Below are 19,576 nucleotides of genomic sequence, written 5' to 3'. Positions count from 1 at the left end.
AAAATGAACCTCGATATTCTTTACCAACTCTTTCTGAAAAGTACCGGAGTAAGCACCGATACCCGAAAAATCGATTCAGGTAATTTATTTTTTGCGCTGAAGGGCCCCAATTTCAATGCGAATGAGTTTGCGACCAAGGCCCTGGAAATGGGAGCTTTGGCCGTGGTGATCGATGAGGTGAAATATTTCGTGGAGGACGATGAGCGGTACTTTATCTGTGAGGATGTCTTGACAACCTTGCAAAATCTGGCTACTTATCATCGCAGAAAATTCAGCATTCCTGTTATTGGTTTGACAGGGTCAAACGGGAAAACCACCTCCAAGGAGCTCTTGCACGCGGTTTTGAAGCAAAAATTCAATACCCTAGCCACCATCGGCAATCTGAATAATCACATTGGTGTTCCGCTGACTTTGCTCAGACTGAAACCCGAGCACGAAATCGCGATCATCGAAATGGGTGCCAATAAGCAAGGTGATATCAAAGAGCTTTGCGATATCGCCGAACCTACCCATGGGTTTATCACCAATATAGGAAAAGCCCACTTGGAAGGCATGGGCGGGCCCGAAGGTGTACTCAAAACCAAAACAGAACTGTATCAGCACTTGAGAGAAAATAAGGGAACGGTATTTATCAACACCCAAGATTCGATCCTGTCCAATATGATCAAGCGATTCGAAACCCCGGTGCTTTATCCTGCCAAAGGGGATTTTTGTGAGGTGACTTTTCTCGAAGCTAATCCATTTGTAAAATTCTCTGTCGAAGGGGTTGATGGAGAGCATTTGACTTCGTTGATTGGTGCCTACAACTTTGGCAATATTGCCAATGCGTTGACTATAGGGAAGTTTTTTGGTGTGTCCATGGAAAAAGCGGTTGAGGGAATTGTCAATTACAAGCCCGAAAACATGCGTTCCCAACTCATCGAGAAGCGGAGCAACCTGATTATTCTAGATGCATACAACGCCAATCCTTCCAGCATGGAAGTGGCTATTCGGACTTTTGGTCAGATGACCGGGAAAAAACACAAAATGATCATCCTCGGGGACATGTTTGAGTTAGGGGAGCATGCCGAGGAAGAGCACCGAAAGCTGGGTGAAATTGTCAGCGAATATCCGATTGATAAGGTGTGCTTTACCGGAAAGTTGATTGTTTCTGCATTGGAAAAAGCTCCAAAGGCGCTCTATTTCCCTGATCCGTTTTCTTTTAGAAATTGGCTGGAAGACAGTAAACTCGAAGATTACCTCATTCTGATCAAAGGCAGTCGAGGAATGAAGCTGGAAACCTTGGTGGATTTTATTTGAAAAAGGCCAAAAATTCTTCTGGACTAATTACAGGGATTTTTGAAAGAATGTAGTCCTTTTTATTTCTTGTAATTATGGCTTGAATTTCCGGTTTTGCAGTGGCTACATGGTATTGTATTGAATCTTCAAAATCTGAAAAATCACTTTGATATGCATTTCGGATTTCCTTTTCTCCAACAGCTAGGATCCCACAAAAATTTAGTAAGCTGCCCACACTTTCAACTGCTTTTTGTTTTCCAAAAGTCTTTCGGATGATGTAAAATACGTTGGTAACAATTATTGAGCTACAATAAATGTGGATTTGACCAGCACCTGAAAGTTGAAATATAACCTTAGAATCTTCAGAGAATGGTTTTCTGTCCATTAACAAATCTAAAATGATGTCAGAATCCAAAAAATACTCAGAGACCATGCTTTTCTTTTAAGTATTCCCAACGGACATTTTCAACTTCTTCATCCGTCATGTCCTTCAAAATACCCACTAAATTTTCCAACCCCGAAGCTAGGGGTTCCTTCCCTTCTAGGATCTTTTTTACAAGTGTTGGATTCTTGATTTTTGGCTTTTTCTCCATTGATTCTGTAGAGTCGGGAATTTGATTTAATAGAGATTCAATTACAGTCGAAAGGCTTTCTCCTCGTTTTTCAGCATATTTTTTTGCTTTCTCGGCGAGTTTGTCATTGATATCTAAAATCAACTTTGTTGTCATGTGAGCCCTATTTTCAAATTAATTTAATCAAAATCCATAGTAATGAAATGGAAATCAATTCAATAAAGTTTGATGATTATTTTGTTTTTATTTCGATTAAAAATCTTGGAAGAAATAAAAACCTCGAGAAACAGCCTTTATCCGAAAGTAGAAATAAAAACCTCAGGTGTAAAAACCGGAATTTGATACTTCTTGTAGTCGGAAGAGTTCCTTGTGATAATTCCTTTTATTTCAGGTTTTTGGATTGCTGTGAAGTGTTGGATAGCATCCTCGAAATCGGAGAATCCACTCTTAATGGCTGAGAAAATTTCTTTTTCGGATACTGGCAGGACTTTACAAAACCATATAAGTTCAGTAATCTTATCCAAGGCCCCCTCATTTCCATATTGTTTCCGGAGGAGATAATGAACATTTGCTACTGTCAGAGAAGAAAAATAAATCTGGATTTCCTTATTAACTGCCATTTCAAAAATTTCATCAGCTGAAAAATTAAAAGGATCTCTATCCAGGAGAAAATCAAGAATGACATCCGAATCTAAAAAGTAACTAGAGTCCATATTTTTCCTCCAAAGCCTTGGTCAGTTCCTCCTTGTAATTGAACTCTCCTTCATGCTTTAGGCAGCCTTTCAACTTTAAAAAGCTTTCTGGAAGTGGCTTTCTTTCTTTTTTCTTGGGTTCTTCTTTTTGCTCAAAGGTGAGTAGCTTGAAGTAATTTTCCACTAGGAAAGAAAGACTTTGTCCCTGTCGGGCTGCAAATTCTTTAGCTTTTTCGATTACCTCTTTTTCGAGTGTCAAGGTTAATTTCGTATTCATTACACGTGTGGATTTTTGAAATTTAACACGTGTAATTTACCGAAAAGTTCATCTATTCCAAATCTAGAAAACCTCCATCACCCCAGCTGAGTTAATTCTACAATCACAGATTTTCTACCTTTAGCTTTCAAAATTCTTACTTCCTATGCGCCCCTATCTCGAATTTCTATCTGCCCTAGCCCAAAACAACCACAAAGACTGGATGGATGCCAACAAAAAATGGTATACCGATACAAGGGCTAGATTCCTGGAAGATGTGGAGGTTTTGCTTAAAGACATGACTGAAATTGAGCCGGCCCTCTCGGCCTTCAAGCCAAAAGATTGCGTCTTCCGACAGAATAGGGATATCCGATTTTCTTCAAACAAAGATCCGTATAAGACCAACTTCGGAGCCTATTTCTCCCCAGGCGGGAAAAAATCATCAGGTCCGGGGTATTATCTGCAGATTCAGCCCGGAAATTCCTTTCTGGCTGGAGGAATCTGGATGCCGGAAGCAGATACACTGAAAAAAATCCGAAAAGAAATTGATTACAGTGGGGCAGAACTGGAGCAGATTGAAAATGATCCGGAATTCAAAAAGTTATTTTCCGGGATTGAAGGGGAAAAGCTAAAAACCAGTCCACGCGACTACGAATCAGATCACCCTTACATCGAATACCTTAAGCTGAAAAGCTTTACAGTTTCTCACCCAATTTCGGACAAGGCAGTAGAATCCGGAGCTTTTTTAACCTTTGCTTTGGATGGTTTCCGTAGGATGAAGCCATTCAATGATTTTCTGGCAAGGGCGATTGAGGAAGTAGAAGACGGTTCAGGAATCCTGTAAACCAAAGTCTTTTACCTGAAATTCGTACTCTTCTATTGCTACGTTTTCGGGATTGCGGGGATCAGTTTGGATAAACTGAACCTGTATGGTGTCATACTCTCTGCCTTTTTTGAAGCCATTTAAGTAAAGTTCAGCGCATTTTCTGGCCAAGATTTCTCGCTGTGAACCCAGCAGTCTGGGATCTCCGTTTGCCAATTTTAATACAATAGCCGAACCCGTTTCACTGGACTGCTGAAGTGCCACATTCATGTCTTGAAAATCCCCTAAAGCACGGATTTCCTCGGATGGCATAAACCCTTCACCCATCATCATTTCCATTCCTTTAAAAGCATAATGGGCGATTTGTTCAGGTTCGCAGGAGCAGGAAGTAATTGAAAGCCAAAAAGCGGAGAGAAACAAAAACTGCTTGAATTTCATGATATCCGAATTGCTATTCCAAGCTAACAAAAGTGTGGAAGCAAAAAAACTCTTTATTGTACCCAATGACCTTTGGTTCGGTCTAATATTTCCATAAACCTTCCCTCTAGCTAGAGGGAGTCACTAGCCAACTGAGCCAATTAAAAACTCGATATACTTTCGGCTTTTTTTCTTTTTGATCTCGAGCTCCCTTTTTAAAGCGATGGAACGATCAGCTAATTTTTCCAAATATTTGATTTCCCAAAAAGGAGCCTCAGATTTCGTAGAGGGAGTCGCTCCAGCATTGTGATGTTTTAACCGGGATTCTGGTGAATCCGTCGAACCGATGTAATATTTATTGGTTTTGGGGCTAAAAAGAATGTAGACAAAGTACATAAAAGAAAAATAAAAAAGGCCCGCAGAATCTGCAAGCCTTTGGGTGGAGTCCCGAATGCTTTCGGGACGAACCGATGACCTTCCCGCTAGCTAGCGGGACGCACTAGCCAACTGAGCTGATCAAATACTCCAAGTATTTTCGGCTTTTTTTCTTTTTGATCTCGAGCTCCCTTTTTAAAGCGATGGAACGATCAGCTAATTTTTCCAAATATTTGATTTCCCAAAAAGGAGCCCCAGATTTCGTAGAGGGAGTCGCTCCAGCATTGTGATGTTTTAACCGGGATTCTGGTGAATCCGTCGAACCGATGTAATATTTATTGGTTTTGGTGCTGAAAAGGATGTAGACAAAGTACATAAAAGAAAAATAAAAAAGGCCCGCAGAATCTGCAAGCCTTTGGGTGGAGAATAACGGATTCGAACCGATGACCTCTACACTGCCAGTGTAGCGCTCTAGCCAACTGAGCTAATTCCCCATTTTATTTTCAGGATTCGACCCGCTGGCCTTCCCGAATTCCTTCGGGACGCTCTAGCCAACTGAGCTAATTCCCCATTTTATTTTCAGGTTTCGACCCGCTGGCCTTCCCGAATGCCTTCAGGACGCTCTAGCCAACTGAGTAATCCCCCAATTCGAGGTGCAAAGATAGACTGAGATTGGTTTTAAGCAAATAATTTCTTTATTCCTGAGAATAATTTATTCGGGTAAGAATACTCCTCCCTAGCGTCACTTCGTCCGTAAATTCCAATTCTCCTCCTACCGGGATGCCTCGGGCTATGGTGCTCACTTTTACTCCCGACTCTTTAAGTCTTTTACTTAGGTAAAAGGAAGTAGTGTCGCCCTCCATAGTGGCAGAAAGGGCCAGAATTACCTCTTTTACTTCTCCCTCTTCCACTCTTCTGGTGAGGCTTTCGATCTTTAGATCATCAGGTCCTATTCCTTGAATTGGAGATATCACGCCGCCCAAAACATGGAAAAGCCCTGAATACTGATTGGTGTTTTCTATGGCTAAAACGTCTCTGATATCCTCTACCACACAGATGATGCTTCGATCCCTCCGATGGCTGAGACAAATACTGCACTCTTCCTGATCAGAAATGTTGTGGCAGGTATTGCAGTACTTCACTTCTTCTCTCATGCGGGAAAGTGCCAGTGCCAAAGCTTCTGTAACCGCTTCGTTTTGCTTTAGCAAATGGAGGGCAAGCCGGAGTGCAGTTTTCTTTCCGATTCCAGGGAGTCTGGAAATTTCGGTCACTGCATCTTCAATGAGTTTGGAGGGGAAGTTCAAAGGGTTTGGAAATTAAAGGATGGCTGCCTGTATTCCTGCGTCAAGTATGGCCTCACACATAGGCTTAAGCTCAATTTTCGAGCCTTTTTTTACGGCACATTTTCCTTTGTAATGAATGATCAAGGTGCACTGCTCAGCTTGCTCGGGAGTGTGCTTGCATACTTTGATCAATATTTGGGTGACATGATCAAAAGTATTGACGTCATCATTAAAAACAACCAGGTCTGAGTCCTCCTGATCCAACAGCTCTTCCAGAAGGATTTCTACTTCTTCCAGTTCAGGTAAGGGATGGGCAAATCTGTTCATTTTGCAAAATTAAGAATATTAGACAACTTAGCGAGGTAGATAACCAGCTTTATGAATTACCAATTAGTTTTAGGGGTCATTTCGGCCTATTTTCTCCTTCTTTTTTTAATATCCTATTTCACTTCCCGGAAAGTTACAGCCGATACTTTTTTCACAGGTGACAGGCAATCTCCTTGGTTTCTGGTTGCATTTGGGATGATTGGAGCCTCTCTTTCAGGGGTGACTTTCATATCTGTGCCAGGGGAGGTGGGTAATACTAACTTCTTTTATTTCCAGGTTGTTTTGGGATATACACTGGGGTACTTTACCATTGCCAAAGTTCTTCTTCCTCTTTATTATCGGCTCAATCTGGTTTCTATTTATTCCTATTTGGAGGATCGGTTTGGCTTTTGGTCCTATAAAACAGGGGCTTTTTTCTTCATCCTTTCCAGAGCTTTAGGTTCGTCCTTGCGTGTCTATTTGGTGGCAAGTGTCCTCCAGTTGATTCTTTTTGATGCATTGGGGATTCCTTTTTGGGTCTCTGTTTTGATTACCGTAGGCTTGATTTGGCTTTATACTCACAGGGGAGGTATCAAAACTGTGGTATGGACTGACACCCTTCAGACCCTCTTTATGCTGCTGGCTGTGGTCATCACCATAGTCATGATTGGCAATGATCTGGAATTGAAAAGTTTGGGAGATTATTTTTCTGCCGTATCAGAGGATAAGCGATCTGCGGTTTTTAACTGGGATTGGAAAGCAGGAACCAATTTCTTTAAGCAGTTCATTTCCGGTGCTTTCATTACCATCGTAATGACTGGGCTTGATCAGGATATGATGCAAAAAAACCTGACTTGCCGAACTATCGGAGACGCTCAGAAAAACATGTTTTGGTTCACCATTATCCTGGTTGTTGTCAATCTACTTTTCCTTTCCTTGGGAATCCTCCTATACCTCTATGCAGAGACCAAGGGTATCGCCATTCCAACCAAAACTGATGAGCTTTTCCCCTTTCTGGCAACTCAGGAGTTTTCAGCCTTGGCCGGAGTCGTCTTTGTCCTTGGGATCACAGCAGCGGCCTATTCCAGTGCTGACTCTACCTTGACAGCTTTGACCACTTCGTTTTGCATAGACTTCCTCGAGATTGAGAGAAAATATGCACCTGAGAAAAGGGTGGGTATCCGTAAAAAAGTCCACATCGCATTCACAGGATTGATGTTTCTGTTGGTTTTAGCCTTTTATTGGCTCAATGATCAAAGTGTGATCAATTCGGTTTTTATCATTGCAGGCTATACCTACGGTCCGCTTTTGGGGCTGTATAGTTTTGGGCTGTTTACAAAAATGAAAGTTCAGGACAAATGGGTGCCTTACCTGGCTGTGGCAGCTCCAGTATTGACCTTTGTCATCAGTTCCAATTCAGAAAAATGGCTTTGGGGCTACAAATTCGGCTTTGAAGCTTTAATTTTAAACGGAGCCTTGATGTTTTTGGGACTATTTCTTTTCCGAAGGAAAAATTAAAACCCCAACTCCTTTTCGGGGTCCCAGAATATTTTCTCAAAATCCTGTACCTGATCATTTTCTACTCCCACGCCGTCGGCTTCCAATAATTCCTGCATTCGGGTTGGGCTGCCAAAGTGATGCTTCCCGGTCAGGAGTCCTTGCCGGTTGACCACCCTTTGAGCTGGGATATCGGGTTGGGTATGGGCAGCATTCATAGCATAGCCTACCATCCTTGCTCCGCTTTTCAGTCCCAGATAGTTGGCGATGGCTCCATAGCTTGTCACTCTTCCTTTTGGGATTTCTCTCACGACTTGGTAGACGAGATCAAAGTAATTGGTTTTGTCTGCGCTCATGATTCCATTTTAGAAGGGTTTGATCGATTTTTTTGATCAATTGCGGCTCAGCAGATCTTTCGGAAGACTTCAAGGGAAACTGGAAACGAAGAAGTAGAGTCTCAGATTTCCTCTCGAGGATATGAAGATTGGCACCTTCCGAGATGACCAATTCTGGGTGGGATTTCAAAGGTTGGCTGAGTTCATTTTCCAGGGAATTCAAGTCCAGATGAGGTTGATTGGAGAGTTCAAAGTCGAAAATGACCTGATGCGTGTTGTTTTTGGAATAGTTGGTCACATCCGAAGAGAGAGCCATACTATTCGGAATGAGTACGATTTCCCCCGAGTCATTTTTCAGAACAAGATTGATCAGCGTAATATCCCGGATAAATCCGGTATGTCTCCCGATTTGAACCTTGTCTCCGATTTCCAATTGATCCGAAAACATCATGATCAGGCCGTTGACGATATTGGTAATATAGTCTTTGGTCAAAAGAGCAATGGCCGCAGCCACGATAGTGATACTGGTCAGAAATTCCAATGGACGGATTCCAAATGCCAACATCACCGAGATCAAAAGAGCGAGCACATTGAGCAATGTGGCTATCCGGTCTATGCCCAACACAAAGTTTGGCTGCACCTTGGCTTCTTCCCTGTGACGGAGATATAGGCTAAGTGTGATAAATCTGCCTAAGGAGATAATCAAGTTGGAACTCAATCCGAAAATTACAGCCCGGAAGACATAGCCAAGGATTACAAATTGCTCGAAAACAGGACCCAAAGGACGCTCAGATTCGTAGAGAATCTCAAAAATGATCAGAAGAACCAGCTTGATGGCGAAGTTTCTTCTTCGGGTATTTTCGCGAATCCGAATGGTGGATTTGAGTTTATTCATGCGTCAAAAGAAAAATAAAGGCTATTTTTAGCAAATATAGAACTGATTGATTCATAAATGAGAAATATACTTGTAACCGGTGCGGGGGGATCCTTGGGGTCCGCAGTGGTAGAAAAATTCAAAAGAGAAGGATATCAGGTGATTGGGTTGCTACGGCCAAACAGTGGAGAAGAATCAGAAGAATCCGATTACACCTATGAAGTAGATGTGACGGATGAGAACTCCGTCTCCGAATTTGTCAAAGAGTACCAGATGCAGTACGGAGAATTGGATGCTGTGGCGATGATCGTGGGAGGATTTGCGATGGGATCTATTGAAGAAACTACCCAAAAGGATTTATTGGATATGTTTCATCTCAATTTTTTGAGTGCTTTTAATATAGTCAAAGGATTTCTTCCCTTAATGAAAAAACAGCAAAATGGAACCTTCCTGTTTGTAGGAGCAAGACCTGCTTTGCAGCCGGCAGATGCCAAAGGAACTTTGGCTTATTCCCTGAGTAAAAAGATAGTCATCTCCCTTTCTGAAATCCTCGCCGAAGAGGTGAAAGGAACGGACATTCGTACGCATGTTTTTGTACCGAGTATCATCGATACTCCGGCCAATCGGGAAGCTATGCCGGATTCGGATTTTTCCAAGTGGGTGAATCCTGCCGATATCGCAGAAGCGATGCATTATGCTGTAAATACTCCATCTTTGCGCCAAATGACATTCAAACTTTACGGAGGAGTTTAACCCAATGAAAAAAAGAATAATCCTAAGCCTGTTTTTTGTGGTACTGATCCATTTTGCATCTTTTTCCCAAACAGAAGAACAGCAGGTGGAGCAGGTCATCCGAAGCCTATTTGAGGGAATGAAATCCAAAAATGCAGACCAAGTGGCCATGGCATTTTCAGAGGATGCACTGATGCAGACGGTGATTGCAAAGCCCGAAGGCAGCGAAGTGGGAAGTAATTCTGTAGCTGATTTTGTGAAAAGAATCGCCACTACTCCTGAAACCACTACTCTGGATGAACAAATTCTCGATTATCAGATTAAGGTGGATGGCACTATGGCTTCTGCATGGACTCCCTACCGCTTCTATGTCAATGGTAATTTTAGCCACTGCGGAGTCAATTCCTTTCAGCTGGTCAAAAAAGCCGAAGGTTGGAAAATCGTATATATCATAGACACCCGTCGCAAGGAGAATTGCGACTGATTGTATGAACGAACTGAAAATGAAGGTCTATCAGGCTGCGATCGCATCTCTGAAAACCAAAAGTGAGCTGCTCTCCGAAGAGCGGGCTAAGATTATTGAAAGCATTCTTGAGGAAGAAAAAAACAGCGCCGGTGACAAGTACGAGACCAGCCGGGAGATGATTACCCAAGACCTCAACTCACTTGAAAAACAAATCCAGCAAAACAAGAATGATCTGGATGAGCTATATCGGCTCTTTTCAATCAAAGAAACACCTCCCACTGTACAAGAAGGAGCCCTGGTCAAATTGGGCTCGGATTGGTTTATGCTTGCAGTCAGTATAGGTAAGATCAATACGGAGGAAATTGGTGTCTTTTTGATGAGTAAAAACTCCCCACTGGGATCAATATTGATCGGAAAGAAAAAACTCGATCCGGTGGATTTTAGAGGCAAAACCCAACGGATCGAGGAGCTATTCTGATTTCAGTTAATCTTCTTTAGGCACAAAGCTCATCAGTTCCTTTGCTCCATCGAGCAGGGTGAGCTGGTCTTTACCGACTTTGAAGTTTTTAACCTGACTCAATGCAGCCATAAATTCGTCCTCTCCATTGCCAGGACAGGCTTTTTTGGTCATTGCTCCGGGGTCAAGCTTCAATTCTGTTCCCTCCAGAGAAAAGCCTCCGGAAAAGTTATTGCAGCCGGCAAAACCTGCCAGTCTTCCTCCCTCCAAAAAGCTGAGGCTGGGAACCCCCTGCGAAAATTTACTGAGATCAAGGCCTTGGCCAAGTAGGGTGTTTAATGCCCAAGAATTGCCAGTTAGTAAACTTAGCGGATTCAAAGAGCTACTGCTTCCACACCCTCCAAAGGATAGAATAATAATTCCCAGAAGAAAAATTCGGATTGTTTTCATGGCTTTCTGTTTAGGTTAGGACAAAAATTAGTGAAAATTTTCTGAATTCTCATTTGCCTTTTTGGCCAATAATCTTTGTTTGTTTTATCAAATGATTACTTTTTTATGATATTTTATGTAAAAAATGCAGAAAAATCGACTTTGTTTTTCGATTCTTTTGGCCAAACCGTTTTTTCGCTGTAGACTTGTCAAGTCAATTCACCGGCATATGGTATTTGCAGCTTCACATACATCCTTTTTTTGCTCCTTCGAGAACAGCGAAATGGCTGCTGCGTTTTTTATTACCAATACAGGTATGATGACTACGATGATTACGGGGTGACCCGTTATGATCTTTGAGTACCCGCCCCCAAGGCCATTTTAGGCCAAATCCAAGTTTCCAGCAATCCCTTTTCCTATGAAAATCATCAAGTTTGGAGGTTCGTCCGTAGCCAATCCTGAAAACATCCAAAAAGTCTTTGCCATTCTGCAAAGCAAGCTCAAGCAGCATGAAATAGCCGTCGTTTTTTCTGCCTTTGGTGGAGTGACGGAGACACTTTTGACCATTGCCAGACTGGCTAGAGAAGGCGATCAGGCTTATTGGGACATGCTTCAGACGCTCGAAGAGAAGCATCTCGATATCGTCCGACAACTCATTGCGGTGCAAAATCAGTCCACGGTGATGACTTATGTCAAAGTTCGCTTCAAGGAATTGGAGGATTTGTTTCATGGGATTTTCCTGATCAAGGAAAATTCTGCACGGACACTGGACTATGTAGCCAGCTTTGGGGAGAGGCTTTCTGCTTTTATTTTGGCAGAAGCTATGGCTGGCAAAGGGATCAAAACCCAGTTTGTCGATGCGCGGGATGTCATTCGAACCAATGACCGATTTGGTCAGGCTCGGGTGGATTACGAAGAGACCAATCAGCTGATCCGGGATTATTTTTCCAAAAATCCCGGAGTAAAAATCATTACCGGATTTATCGCATCTACTGCCAAAGGAGAGACCACTACGCTTGGAAGGTCAGGGTCGGACTATACTGCAGCCATTTTTGCGGGAGCATTGGATGCGGAGGATTTGGAGATTTGGACTGATGTTTCTGGGGTTTTGACCTCTGATCCGAAGTTGGTTTATACCGCATTTACCATTCCTCAGCTGAGCTACAACGAGGCCATGGAGCTTTCGCACTTTGGTGCCAAAGTGATTTTCCCGGCGACTATGCAGCCGGCGATGAAGAAAAACATCCCGATTTACATCAAAAACACCTTCGAACCCGAAAATCCGGGAACCCTCATCAATGGAGAAGTAAGCCATGGTGCTTTGATCAAAGGAATCAGTTCCATGTCCAATATCTCCATCGTGACGGTGCAGGGGGCAGGATTGATCGAGGGAGGAGCTACAGTCAGTAGGGTTTTTAAAGCTTTGGCAGAAGCCAAAGTCAACATCGTGTTGATTTCTCAGGCTTCCTCAGAGCATAGCATCTGTTTGGCCATCAAAACTCAGGAGTCTTACTTGGCCAAGGAAGCGATCGAAAAGGAATTTTTCTACGAAATCAAATCCGGGGAAATGGATCACGTTTCCTTACTTCATGGCTTGGCTACTGTTGCGGTAGTGGGTGAAAATATGAAGCAAAACCCGGGAGCTTCCGGTCGTATGTTTCGTGCTTTGGGGCAAAATAACATCAACGTGGCCGCCATCGCTCAGGGAAGTTCGGAATTGAATATCTCGGCTGTGATTCCTCAGCCTGACCTTCAAAAGGCTCTCAACGCTTTGCATGAGGCCTTTTTCCTTTCTGAAAACAAAGTGCTACACGTCTTCTTGGTGGGCACAGGATTAATCGGAAAAGCTTTGATGAAAATGATCGCTCATCAGCAACACAAGCTTTTGAAAGACAATGAGCTTGATGTGCAGATTCACGGATTAGCTAACAGCCGATATATGGCTTTCCATGAGGATGGTTTTGATCTCAAGCATCCCCATGAGTTGAGTGATAAAGATCAACCTATGGATTTGGACAAGTTTATCACTCAGATGGAAGAGATGAACTTCTCCAACTCAGTCTTTGTGGATTGCACTGCAAGTCAGGATGTGGCGGATACTTATGCCCGGATTTTGGAGGCCAAAGTGGCTATCGTAACACCAAACAAAAAGGCAAACTCCTCATCCATGGACAATTATCGTGCGCTCAAGCGGATTGCAAAGCGTCGCGGAGTCAAATTCCTTTACGAAACCAACGTGGCGGCAGGTCTTCCGGTCATCAATACCTTGCAGGATTTGATGCTCTCAGGTGACAAAGTGATCCGTATCGAGGCCGTGCTTAGTGGCTCGATGAATTTTATTTTCTCTGAACTTGAAAACGGAGCGCCATTCTCCGAAGTGGTGAAAGTTGCCAAAGAAAAAGGCTACACCGAGCCGGATCCTCGAGATGACTTGAGCGGCATGGATGTGGCTAGAAAAATCCTGATTCTAGGGCGTGAAGCGGAGCAGGAACTTGAGTTTGAAGATATCACCATCCAGAGCATGGTGCCGGCTGACTGTCAGCACGCCAAAACTGTGGATGAGTTTTTTGAAAAGCTGAAAGGACATGACGCTCATTTTGCCAAGCTTCTTTCTGATGCCAAAGCGAAGGGAGAGAAACTTCGGTTCATGGCCACATTGGAAGACGGAAAGGCCAAAGTAGGCTTGAAATCTTTGCCGGAGTCTCATCCATTCTCCAGTTTGAAAGGAAGTGACAATATGATTCTCTTGACGACGGATCGTTACCATGACCGTCCGATGATCATTCGCGGACCGGGTGCCGGAGCAGATGTGACTGCCGCCGGAGTATTTGCAGACGTGATTCGTATCGGTAACTATACCCGAGAGTAATGAAGGCGGTCAGAGCTTTTGCCCCGGCCACCGTTGCCAACGTGTCTTGCGGATTCGATATTCTCGGATTTGCCATCGATGCGATGGGTGATGTGGTGGAAGTGAGGGAGAGAAAAGAACCCGGGCTTCAGGTGGTTTCGATCGCCGGAGATGGAGGCCGATTGCCTCTCGAAGCGGAGAAGAACACTTGCGCGGTGGCCATTCAGGCCATGCTGGACGAACTCGGAAAAGAGGTCGGAATGGAAATTTACCTTGAAAAAGGTCTTCCTCTCGGGTCCGGCATGGGTTCTAGCGCTGCCAGTGCAGTAGCTGCTTTGGTAGCCGCTAATCGCCTTTTGGGTGAGCCTTTTGAGAAAAAGCAGTTGCTGCCTTTTGCTATGGCAGCGGAAAAAGTCGCTTGTGGGGCAGGACACGCAGACAATGTCGCTCCTAGTTTGCTTGGAGGTTTTGTGCTGATTCGGGATTATCATCCCCTCGATGTAATCAAGCTTCCTGTGCCTGAAGGATTACATTGTACCTTGCTCCATCCCCATTTTGAGCTGAAAACCTCTGATTCCAGGTCGGTTTTGAGAGACCATGTGTCTTTAAAACATTCCACGATTCAGTCAGGAAATGTAGCCGGATTGATCGCGGGCTTGTTTCAAGGAGATTTTGAATTGATTGGAAGGTCCTTACGAGATGTGATTGCTGAGCCTTATCGAGCTACCTTGATTCCCGGTTTCTATGAAGTAAAAGAAGCTGTAAAAACTGCCGGAGCGCTCGGAATGGGGATTTCGGGTTCAGGTCCCACGCTTTTTGCCCTTTCCAAGGGAGAAGGCAACGTCCAATCCATCATCGATGCGGCTCAGCAAGTGTACGATTCCATCGGACTCGGTGTGGATGCCTATCACTCTGCCATCAATACCCAAGGAGCATTTGTTCTAGAATAACCCAAGCCATGCAGTACTACAGCACCAACAATCCCAATCAAAAAGTATCCCTTTCCGAGGCTGTCATCAAGGGGCTAGCTCCAGACAATGGCCTGTACATGCCAGAGCGAATTCCGGTTTTGCCAAAGGAACTGATCGAAAGGCTACCTGAAATGAGTTTTCGTGAAATCGGATATGCCGTGATCGGAGCTTTGTTTTCGGAAGATTTGAGTGAAAAGCAGATTCATGAACTCGTGGATCATACGCTGACTTTCGATGCGCCAATCGTGAAAGTGGAGGAAGATGTGTATAGTTTGGAGCTGTTTCATGGGCCAACCTTGGCTTTCAAGGACTTTGGAGCGAGATTTTGCTCCAAACTGATGAGTATGTTGGTGGGCGAAAAAAGCCAAAAAGTCCGAGTGCTTGTGGCTACTTCTGGGGATACAGGGAGTGCGGTAGCCAATGGTTTTTTGGGAGTGGAAGGAGTGGAGGTAATTATCCTTTTTCCGAAGGGAAAAGTCAGTCCGCTTCAGGAAAAGCAGTTTACCACACTCGGTCAAAATATCACGGCATTGGAAGTAGATGGGGTTTTTGATGACTGTCAAACGCTAGTGAAACGGGCTTTTTTGGATCCGGAATTGAATCAAAAACTTCTGTTGACCTCTGCCAATTCGATTAACATTGCCCGCTGGATTCCTCAGTGTCTGTATTATTTCTATGCCTATTCCCGATTGCCAAAGAATGGCAAAAAGGTCGTTTTCGCAGTTCCCAGTGGGAATTTTGGAAATATCGGAGCTGGAATTTTAGCCCAACAAATGGGTTTGCCAATCGATCGCTTTGTGGCAGCTACAAATGTAAACAAGGTAGTTCCGGAATATTTACATGGCTCCCCCTTCCAAGCAAAGCCCTCGATTCCGACTGTGTCTAACTCCATGGATGTAGGGAATCCTAGTAATTTCCCGAGGCTTCAAGCGCTTTATGGAGGAGATGAGGAGCTGTTCCGTGAGAAGGTGAAAGGTTATTTCTACTCGGACGAACAAACCGTCGAGGCAATTCAGTCCGTCCAACCCAAAGGCTACACCCTCGATCCGCATGGGGCAGTGGGATACTTGGGCTTGAAAGATTTTATGGCCGAGCATTCGGGCTGTATCGGGGTCTTTTTAGAAACTGCCCACCCTGGCAAATTCCGGGACGTAGTGGAGGAAGCATTGGGTGAAAAATTGATTTTGCCTGATCGTTTGGCCGCTTTTCTGGAAGGTGAAAAAAAGGTGATCCCGATCGGGAAAAGCTTTGCCGAGTTTAAGGGGTATTTGGAAAGGTTGGATTGAAATCTAGGTGTGATAGCATCAAATGATACTATCAAAATTCATTCAAACCAACTCCCAAGGCTCAATAACAGGGATTTGGCTAGGCTTGAAGTCTTTTTTGTTTCGTGTGATGATTCCTTCAAGTCCGGGGATACTAGAAGCACAAAAATGCTGAACTCCATCTTCCAAGTCTTTAAAATCTGATCCTAAGGCTTGTTGAATATGCACTTTTTGAGTCGGTTGTATTTCCAAAAAATTGATCAATCGGCTGATTTTGTTTCTACTTTCAACGTCTCCGATTTCCTTTGAAATGATGTAATAACTGGTCAAAATCGAATTTTCCGATGTCCAAAGTTCCCATTTTTTGAGACGGGATTTGTTGAGGATTTCCAAAGCATATTTTCCAAATGGATGCCGATTGCCCAAAAAGTCCAATAGGATATTGGTGTCTAAAAAATATTTTTTCATTCAGCGTGTTTTTGGCTTAAAATTTCACGAATTGCCTCTTTTTCATTTAGTTCCGCAGGTAAGTTGACCGAACCAAAAAGCCCTTTAAACTCTTCTGGAATATTTGCTTGCTGCAATTCTGCCTCAGAAATTTCTTTCTCCAAAAATCGCTCGACCATTTCTGAAAGGCTTTTTCCAGAATTTCCAGCAAATTCCTTTGCCTTTTCGATCACTGATTTTTCGATCGTCAAAGTTAGTTTGGTCTTCATTACACGTATATTTATCTCCAATATACGTGTAATCTCTGTTTTTGATTCTCTTGGTGAAGAAAATTTAGAAAAAGCTTCTTCCTTCACTATTTTCAACCTCTATTTCAAACCTAATCTAACCATGCGTCAATCAATCCCTTACCTCAGTTTGCTGATCTTTGCAGGAATCGCCTGTACCCAGCCAAAGGAGACCACAGAGGTCCCCAAAGCCGACACCACCGCTACCAAATTTGCTCATGCTCCATTGGTAAAGCATATCTATACTGCCGATCCATCTGCTCATGTTTTTGAGGGCAAAATCTTCATTTATCCTTCGCATGACATCGAATCCGATGTGGCCCAAGACGATATGGGTTCCCATTTTGACATGAAGGATTACCATGTTTTTTCTATGGAAAGTCCAGGAGGAACGGTTACCGATCATGGAGTTGCGCTGAAATTGGAAGATGTGCCTTGGGCTGGTCGTCAGCTCTGGGCTCCGGATGCTGCTGAAAAAGACGGAAAATATTACCTCTATTTCCCTGCCAAGGACAAGCAGGATATCTTCAAAATCGGGGTGGCGGTCTCAGATCGCCCCGAAGGACCATTCACTGCCGAACCGGAACCCATCGCGGGAACTTTCAGCATGGACCCCTCCGCTTTTCAGGATGGGGCCGAGTATTACCTTCTTTGGGGAGGAATCTGGGGCGGACAGCTTCAGTGGTATGAAGATCAAAAACTGGTCGAAGGACGAAAAGGCCCAACAGACGGAATTCCAGCACCTGACCAAAAGGCTTTGATGCCTTACATCGCCAAGCTTTCAGACTCCATGACTGAGTTGGCTGAGAGGCCAAAGGAAGTCCTGATTTTGGATGAAAGCGGTGAGCCGATCAAAGCTGGAGATACTAATCGACGGTTTTTCGAAGCTGCCTGGATGCACAAGTACAATGGAAAGTACTATTTGTCCTATTCCACAGGAGACACGCATTTTATCGCTTATGCGATAGGTGACAATCCCTATGGCCCCTTCACCTATCAAGGCAATGTACTTGAGCCGGTGGAAGGCTGGACGAATCATCATTCCATCGTGGAGTTTGAGGGGAAATGGTACCTCTTTTATCATGATACGGAGCTATCTGGAGATACCCCGCTTAGAAATATCAAAATGGCAGAGTTGACTCATCTTCCAGATGGAAAAATCCAGACCATCAATCCCATGAAATAATGCAAAAGCCGGATCAATGAACTCGCCCCCAATAAGTGTCTGACTTTTTGGGGGCACATCGCAAATCCGGTTTTACTTTTAGGTATCAAAACACTTGACTTAATCTTCCAAGTCTAATACGATCTTAAGATTCTCATTGACTTTTTTCTGTAATTCTTTGGGAAGGGTTCCGATCTTCTTGATTAACCTCCGATTATCAATCGCTCGGACTTGGTCAATCATAATGTCACAATTTTGTTTGAGATTCGACTCACCTGCAGACAGATGAACTCTCAGGATTTTGCTTTCCAACTGGACATTGGTAGTAATTGGACAAACCAAGGTACTGGGATGAATTGAGTTAAGGAGGTCAGATTGAACAACCAAAACTGGTCGTGTTTTGCCAGGTTCAGTTCCAAATCTTGGGTCTAAATCAGCCAACCAGACCTCAAATTTTTTACCATTCATTTTCCTCAAGTTGGTCAAATTCCTTCAAAACCTCCATAGAATCCACACCCACAAGCTTGGATTCAGCAGCCAATGTTTCTGCTAGAAGTTTCCTTTTCTGCACTTTATTAAAAAAATCTAGCGCTTCATTGATATACCTATTTCTTGAGATTTTCATTTGCTCAAGAACTTTTTCGGTTTCATCAAAAACCGCATCATCAAGTTTTAGGGAAAGGGTCTTCATATCGATAAAGTATATGATAAAAGTATATACTTTTTTAAAGGAGAAAAAATTTATGAAGGAGATTTAAAAATGACCTGAATTATTTTTTCCTCTCAATCGTATAACTCACCAAGTCTCGAAGTGAGGTTTTATAGGTCGAATCGGGAAATTCACTCAAAATCTCCAAGGCTTCCTGATAAAATGCATTCATTCTGCCTTTTGCATAGTCCAATCCTCCACTCTTCTTGACAAAATCAATGACTTCATTGACTGCTTTTTTGTCTTCTGATCGATTTCGTATGAGATAAATGATCTTCTTTTTGGTCAGCCAATCGGTATTTCTCAAGGCATAGATCAACGGCAGCGTCATCTTTTTCTCCTTCATATCTATGCCCACAGGTTTGCCGATTTCATCTTCGCCGTAGTCAAAAAGATCATCTTTGATTTGAAATGCCATCCCAACTTTTTCCCCAAACAGACGCATTTTTTCGATGAAATTTTGCTCACTTCCCACGCTGGAGGCTCCTACTGAGCAACAAGAGGCAATCAGACTGGCGGTTTTTTGGCGGATAATTTCATAGTACACTTCCTCATCCACATCGAGCTTTCGGGCTTTATAGCTTTGTAAAAGCTCTCCTTCGGACATTTCTTTGACTGCATTGGAGACAATTCTTAGGAGGTGAAAATCCCCATTATCCACACTCAGAAGCAAGCCTCTGGAGAGCAGATAATCCCCCACCAAAACAGCGATCTTGTTTTTCCAAAGTGCATTGACCGAGAAAAATCCCCTTCGGTAGTTGGCATCATCCACCACGTCATCATGAACCAAAGTTGCTGTATGAAGCAATTCGATGAGTGCGGCACCCCGATGGGTGGATTCGTTGATCTCCCCACACACCCCCGCCGTCAGAAAAACAAACATGGGTCTCATCTGCTTGCCTTTTCTCTTCACGATGTAGTTTGTGATATGATCAAGCAGCTTGACCTTGCTTTTCATAAAGTCCCGAAACTTGTGCTCGAACTGAGCCATTTCGGTTTCGATGGGGACTTGGATTTGTTTGAGGTCTGGTTTCATTGGGGAAAGGTGCCGTAAAAATAACACGGATTCCGGCTCCTACAAGGGTTTAATTG

Annotated in this window: 27 protein-coding genes and 1 tRNA gene; 10 read left to right on the top strand and 18 right to left on the bottom strand. The window is 43.5% G+C overall.

Going from position 1 to position 19,576, the window contains the following annotated elements:
• The first annotated feature begins 3 nt into the window (after nucleotides 1–3).
• Nucleotides 4–1,299 carry a UDP-N-acetylmuramoyl-tripeptide--D-alanyl-D-alanine ligase gene (locus tag AAA938_RS15680; protein ID WP_338229698.1) on the top strand — a complete coding sequence of 432 codons (1,296 nt, stop codon included), beginning with the start codon at nucleotides 4–6 and terminating at the stop codon, nucleotides 1,297–1,299.
• On the opposite strand, the gene AAA938_RS15675 is transcribed toward AAA938_RS15680, so the two are convergent.
• From AAA938_RS15675 to AAA938_RS15665, 4 genes are all read right to left on the bottom strand, one after another.
• On the bottom strand, nucleotides 1,292–1,711 hold the full coding sequence (locus AAA938_RS15675; protein WP_338229697.1) for a PIN domain-containing protein: 420 nt from the start codon (nucleotides 1,709–1,711) through the stop codon (nucleotides 1,292–1,294). The genes AAA938_RS15680 and AAA938_RS15675 overlap by 8 nt on opposite strands.
• On the bottom strand, nucleotides 1,701–2,006 hold the full coding sequence (locus tag AAA938_RS15670) for a DUF6364 family protein (protein ID WP_338229696.1): 306 nt from the start codon (nucleotides 2,004–2,006) through the stop codon (nucleotides 1,701–1,703). The genes AAA938_RS15675 and AAA938_RS15670 overlap by 11 nt, the downstream gene beginning before the upstream one ends.
• A gap of 137 nt (nucleotides 2,007–2,143) precedes the next feature.
• On the bottom strand, nucleotides 2,144–2,563 hold the full coding sequence (locus tag AAA938_RS20310; RefSeq protein ID WP_420915746.1) for a type II toxin-antitoxin system VapC family toxin: 420 nt from the start codon (nucleotides 2,561–2,563) through the stop codon (nucleotides 2,144–2,146).
• A complete protein-coding gene (locus AAA938_RS15665) occupies nucleotides 2,553–2,819 on the bottom strand; it encodes a DUF6364 family protein (RefSeq protein WP_338229695.1) in 267 nt (88 codons plus the stop codon). The genes AAA938_RS20310 and AAA938_RS15665 overlap by 11 nt, the downstream gene beginning before the upstream one ends.
• A 145-nt stretch (nucleotides 2,820–2,964) precedes the next feature.
• Between AAA938_RS15665 and AAA938_RS15660 the strand changes: the two genes are divergently transcribed.
• Nucleotides 2,965–3,642 (top strand): DUF2461 domain-containing protein, encoded by a 678-nt coding sequence (locus AAA938_RS15660; RefSeq protein WP_338229694.1) that lies wholly within the window; start codon nucleotides 2,965–2,967, stop codon nucleotides 3,640–3,642.
• Here AAA938_RS15660 and AAA938_RS15655 read toward each other — a convergent pair.
• The 6 genes from AAA938_RS15655 to AAA938_RS15630 form a co-directional block, all read right to left on the bottom strand.
• Entirely contained in the window at nucleotides 3,628–4,059 is a 432-nt protein-coding gene (locus tag AAA938_RS15655) for a hypothetical protein (protein WP_338229693.1), read from the bottom strand. The genes AAA938_RS15660 and AAA938_RS15655 overlap by 15 nt on opposite strands.
• A 123-nt stretch (nucleotides 4,060–4,182) precedes the next feature.
• Nucleotides 4,183–4,434: a GIY-YIG nuclease family protein gene (locus tag AAA938_RS15650; protein ID WP_338229692.1), complete on the bottom strand. Its 252-nt coding sequence runs from the start codon at nucleotides 4,432–4,434 to the stop codon at nucleotides 4,183–4,185.
• 103 nt (nucleotides 4,435–4,537) lie between these two features.
• Entirely contained in the window at nucleotides 4,538–4,789 is a 252-nt protein-coding gene (locus AAA938_RS15645) for a GIY-YIG nuclease family protein (RefSeq protein WP_338229691.1), read from the bottom strand.
• 44 nt (nucleotides 4,790–4,833) lie between these two features.
• Nucleotides 4,834–4,907: transfer RNA gene (locus tag AAA938_RS15640), tRNA-Ala, on the bottom strand.
• Nucleotides 4,908–5,108: 201 nt separating this feature from the next.
• Nucleotides 5,109–5,717 (bottom strand): recombination mediator RecR, encoded by a 609-nt coding sequence (gene recR / locus AAA938_RS15635; protein WP_338229690.1) that lies wholly within the window; start codon nucleotides 5,715–5,717, stop codon nucleotides 5,109–5,111.
• 12 nt (nucleotides 5,718–5,729) lie between these two features.
• Nucleotides 5,730–6,023 (bottom strand): ATP-dependent Clp protease adaptor ClpS, encoded by a 294-nt coding sequence (locus AAA938_RS15630; protein ID WP_338229689.1) that lies wholly within the window; start codon nucleotides 6,021–6,023, stop codon nucleotides 5,730–5,732.
• A gap of 51 nt (nucleotides 6,024–6,074) precedes the next feature.
• On the opposite strand from AAA938_RS15630, the gene AAA938_RS15625 reads away from it, so the two are divergent.
• The gene (locus AAA938_RS15625) at nucleotides 6,075–7,520 is read left to right on the top strand and encodes a sodium:solute symporter (RefSeq protein ID WP_338229688.1); all 1,446 of its coding nucleotides are present in this window, start codon (nucleotides 6,075–6,077) and stop codon (nucleotides 7,518–7,520) included.
• Here the strand turns inward: AAA938_RS15625 and AAA938_RS15620 are convergent.
• Together AAA938_RS15620 and AAA938_RS15615 are read right to left on the bottom strand one after the other, a co-directional pair.
• Nucleotides 7,517–7,855 carry an MGMT family protein gene (locus AAA938_RS15620; RefSeq protein WP_338229686.1) on the bottom strand — a complete coding sequence of 113 codons (339 nt, stop codon included), beginning with the start codon at nucleotides 7,853–7,855 and terminating at the stop codon, nucleotides 7,517–7,519. The genes AAA938_RS15625 and AAA938_RS15620 overlap by 4 nt on opposite strands.
• Nucleotides 7,827–8,729 (bottom strand): mechanosensitive ion channel family protein, encoded by a 903-nt coding sequence (locus AAA938_RS15615; protein ID WP_338229685.1) that lies wholly within the window; start codon nucleotides 8,727–8,729, stop codon nucleotides 7,827–7,829. Before AAA938_RS15615 ends, AAA938_RS15620 begins: the two co-directional genes overlap by 29 nt.
• 57 nt (nucleotides 8,730–8,786) lie before the next feature.
• On the opposite strand from AAA938_RS15615, the gene AAA938_RS15610 reads away from it, so the two are divergent.
• Genes AAA938_RS15610 through AAA938_RS15600 form a run of 3 tightly spaced genes read left to right on the top strand, consistent with a single transcriptional unit; the run spans nucleotide 8,787 to nucleotide 10,384 of the window.
• Nucleotides 8,787–9,461, top strand: a complete 675-nt coding sequence (locus AAA938_RS15610) for an SDR family NAD(P)-dependent oxidoreductase (RefSeq protein WP_338229684.1) — start codon at nucleotides 8,787–8,789, stop codon at nucleotides 9,459–9,461.
• 4 nt (nucleotides 9,462–9,465) lie between these two features.
• The gene (locus tag AAA938_RS15605; protein WP_338229683.1) at nucleotides 9,466–9,924 is read left to right on the top strand and encodes a nuclear transport factor 2 family protein; all 459 of its coding nucleotides are present in this window, start codon (nucleotides 9,466–9,468) and stop codon (nucleotides 9,922–9,924) included.
• Nucleotides 9,925–9,928: 4 nt separating this feature from the next.
• Entirely contained in the window at nucleotides 9,929–10,384 is a 456-nt protein-coding gene (locus AAA938_RS15600; protein WP_338229682.1) for a hypothetical protein, read from the top strand.
• A gap of 6 nt (nucleotides 10,385–10,390) precedes the next feature.
• On the opposite strand, the gene AAA938_RS15595 is transcribed toward AAA938_RS15600, so the two are convergent.
• Nucleotides 10,391–10,813, bottom strand: a complete 423-nt coding sequence (locus AAA938_RS15595; protein WP_338229681.1) for an META domain-containing protein — start codon at nucleotides 10,811–10,813, stop codon at nucleotides 10,391–10,393.
• Between the two features lie 397 nt (nucleotides 10,814–11,210).
• On the opposite strand from AAA938_RS15595, the gene thrA reads away from it, so the two are divergent.
• From thrA to thrC, 3 genes are read left to right on the top strand one after another with little or no spacing between them, the layout of a single operon-like run.
• Nucleotides 11,211–13,661: a bifunctional aspartate kinase/homoserine dehydrogenase I gene (gene thrA, locus AAA938_RS15590; RefSeq protein ID WP_338229680.1), complete on the top strand. Its 2,451-nt coding sequence runs from the start codon at nucleotides 11,211–11,213 to the stop codon at nucleotides 13,659–13,661.
• On the top strand, nucleotides 13,661–14,590 hold the full coding sequence (locus AAA938_RS15585) for a homoserine kinase (protein ID WP_338229679.1): 930 nt from the start codon (nucleotides 13,661–13,663) through the stop codon (nucleotides 14,588–14,590). Before thrA ends, AAA938_RS15585 begins: the two co-directional genes overlap by 1 nt.
• An 8-nt stretch (nucleotides 14,591–14,598) precedes the next feature.
• Nucleotides 14,599–15,897 carry a threonine synthase gene (gene thrC, locus AAA938_RS15580; protein ID WP_338229678.1) on the top strand — a complete coding sequence of 433 codons (1,299 nt, stop codon included), beginning with the start codon at nucleotides 14,599–14,601 and terminating at the stop codon, nucleotides 15,895–15,897.
• Nucleotides 15,898–15,939: 42 nt separating this feature from the next.
• Here thrC and AAA938_RS15575 read toward each other — a convergent pair whose 3' ends face one another.
• Nucleotides 15,940–16,344, bottom strand: coding sequence for a type II toxin-antitoxin system VapC family toxin (locus AAA938_RS15575; RefSeq protein WP_338229677.1), 405 nt, complete (start codon nucleotides 16,342–16,344; stop codon nucleotides 15,940–15,942).
• The gene (locus AAA938_RS15570) at nucleotides 16,341–16,679 is read right to left on the bottom strand and encodes a DUF6364 family protein (protein WP_338229676.1); all 339 of its coding nucleotides are present in this window, start codon (nucleotides 16,677–16,679) and stop codon (nucleotides 16,341–16,343) included. The genes AAA938_RS15575 and AAA938_RS15570 overlap by 4 nt, the downstream gene beginning before the upstream one ends.
• Before the next feature lie 34 nt (nucleotides 16,680–16,713).
• Between AAA938_RS15570 and AAA938_RS15565 the strand changes: the two genes are divergently transcribed.
• Nucleotides 16,714–17,796, top strand: coding sequence for a glycoside hydrolase family 43 protein (locus AAA938_RS15565; protein WP_338229675.1), 1,083 nt, complete (start codon nucleotides 16,714–16,716; stop codon nucleotides 17,794–17,796).
• 99 nt (nucleotides 17,797–17,895) lie between these two features.
• On the opposite strand, the gene AAA938_RS15560 is transcribed toward AAA938_RS15565, so the two are convergent.
• The 3 genes from AAA938_RS15560 to AAA938_RS15550 form a co-directional block, all read right to left on the bottom strand.
• Complete coding sequence (locus AAA938_RS15560) at nucleotides 17,896–18,243, bottom strand: type II toxin-antitoxin system PemK/MazF family toxin (RefSeq protein ID WP_338229674.1); 348 nt, start codon at nucleotides 18,241–18,243, stop codon at nucleotides 17,896–17,898.
• On the bottom strand, nucleotides 18,233–18,466 hold the full coding sequence (locus AAA938_RS15555; RefSeq protein WP_338229673.1) for a hypothetical protein: 234 nt from the start codon (nucleotides 18,464–18,466) through the stop codon (nucleotides 18,233–18,235). Before AAA938_RS15555 ends, AAA938_RS15560 begins: the two co-directional genes overlap by 11 nt.
• Nucleotides 18,467–18,545: 79 nt before the next feature.
• Nucleotides 18,546–19,520: a polyprenyl synthetase family protein gene (locus AAA938_RS15550; protein WP_338229672.1), complete on the bottom strand. Its 975-nt coding sequence runs from the start codon at nucleotides 19,518–19,520 to the stop codon at nucleotides 18,546–18,548.
• Nucleotides 19,521–19,576: the final 56 nt, after the last annotated feature.

This window comes from Algoriphagus taiwanensis, assembly GCF_036245645.1.
Lineage (GTDB): Bacteria > Bacteroidota > Bacteroidia > Cytophagales > Cyclobacteriaceae > Algoriphagus > Algoriphagus taiwanensis.
Note: the sequence above shows the minus strand (reverse complement) of the source record. Positions and strands in the feature narration are given on the sequence as shown.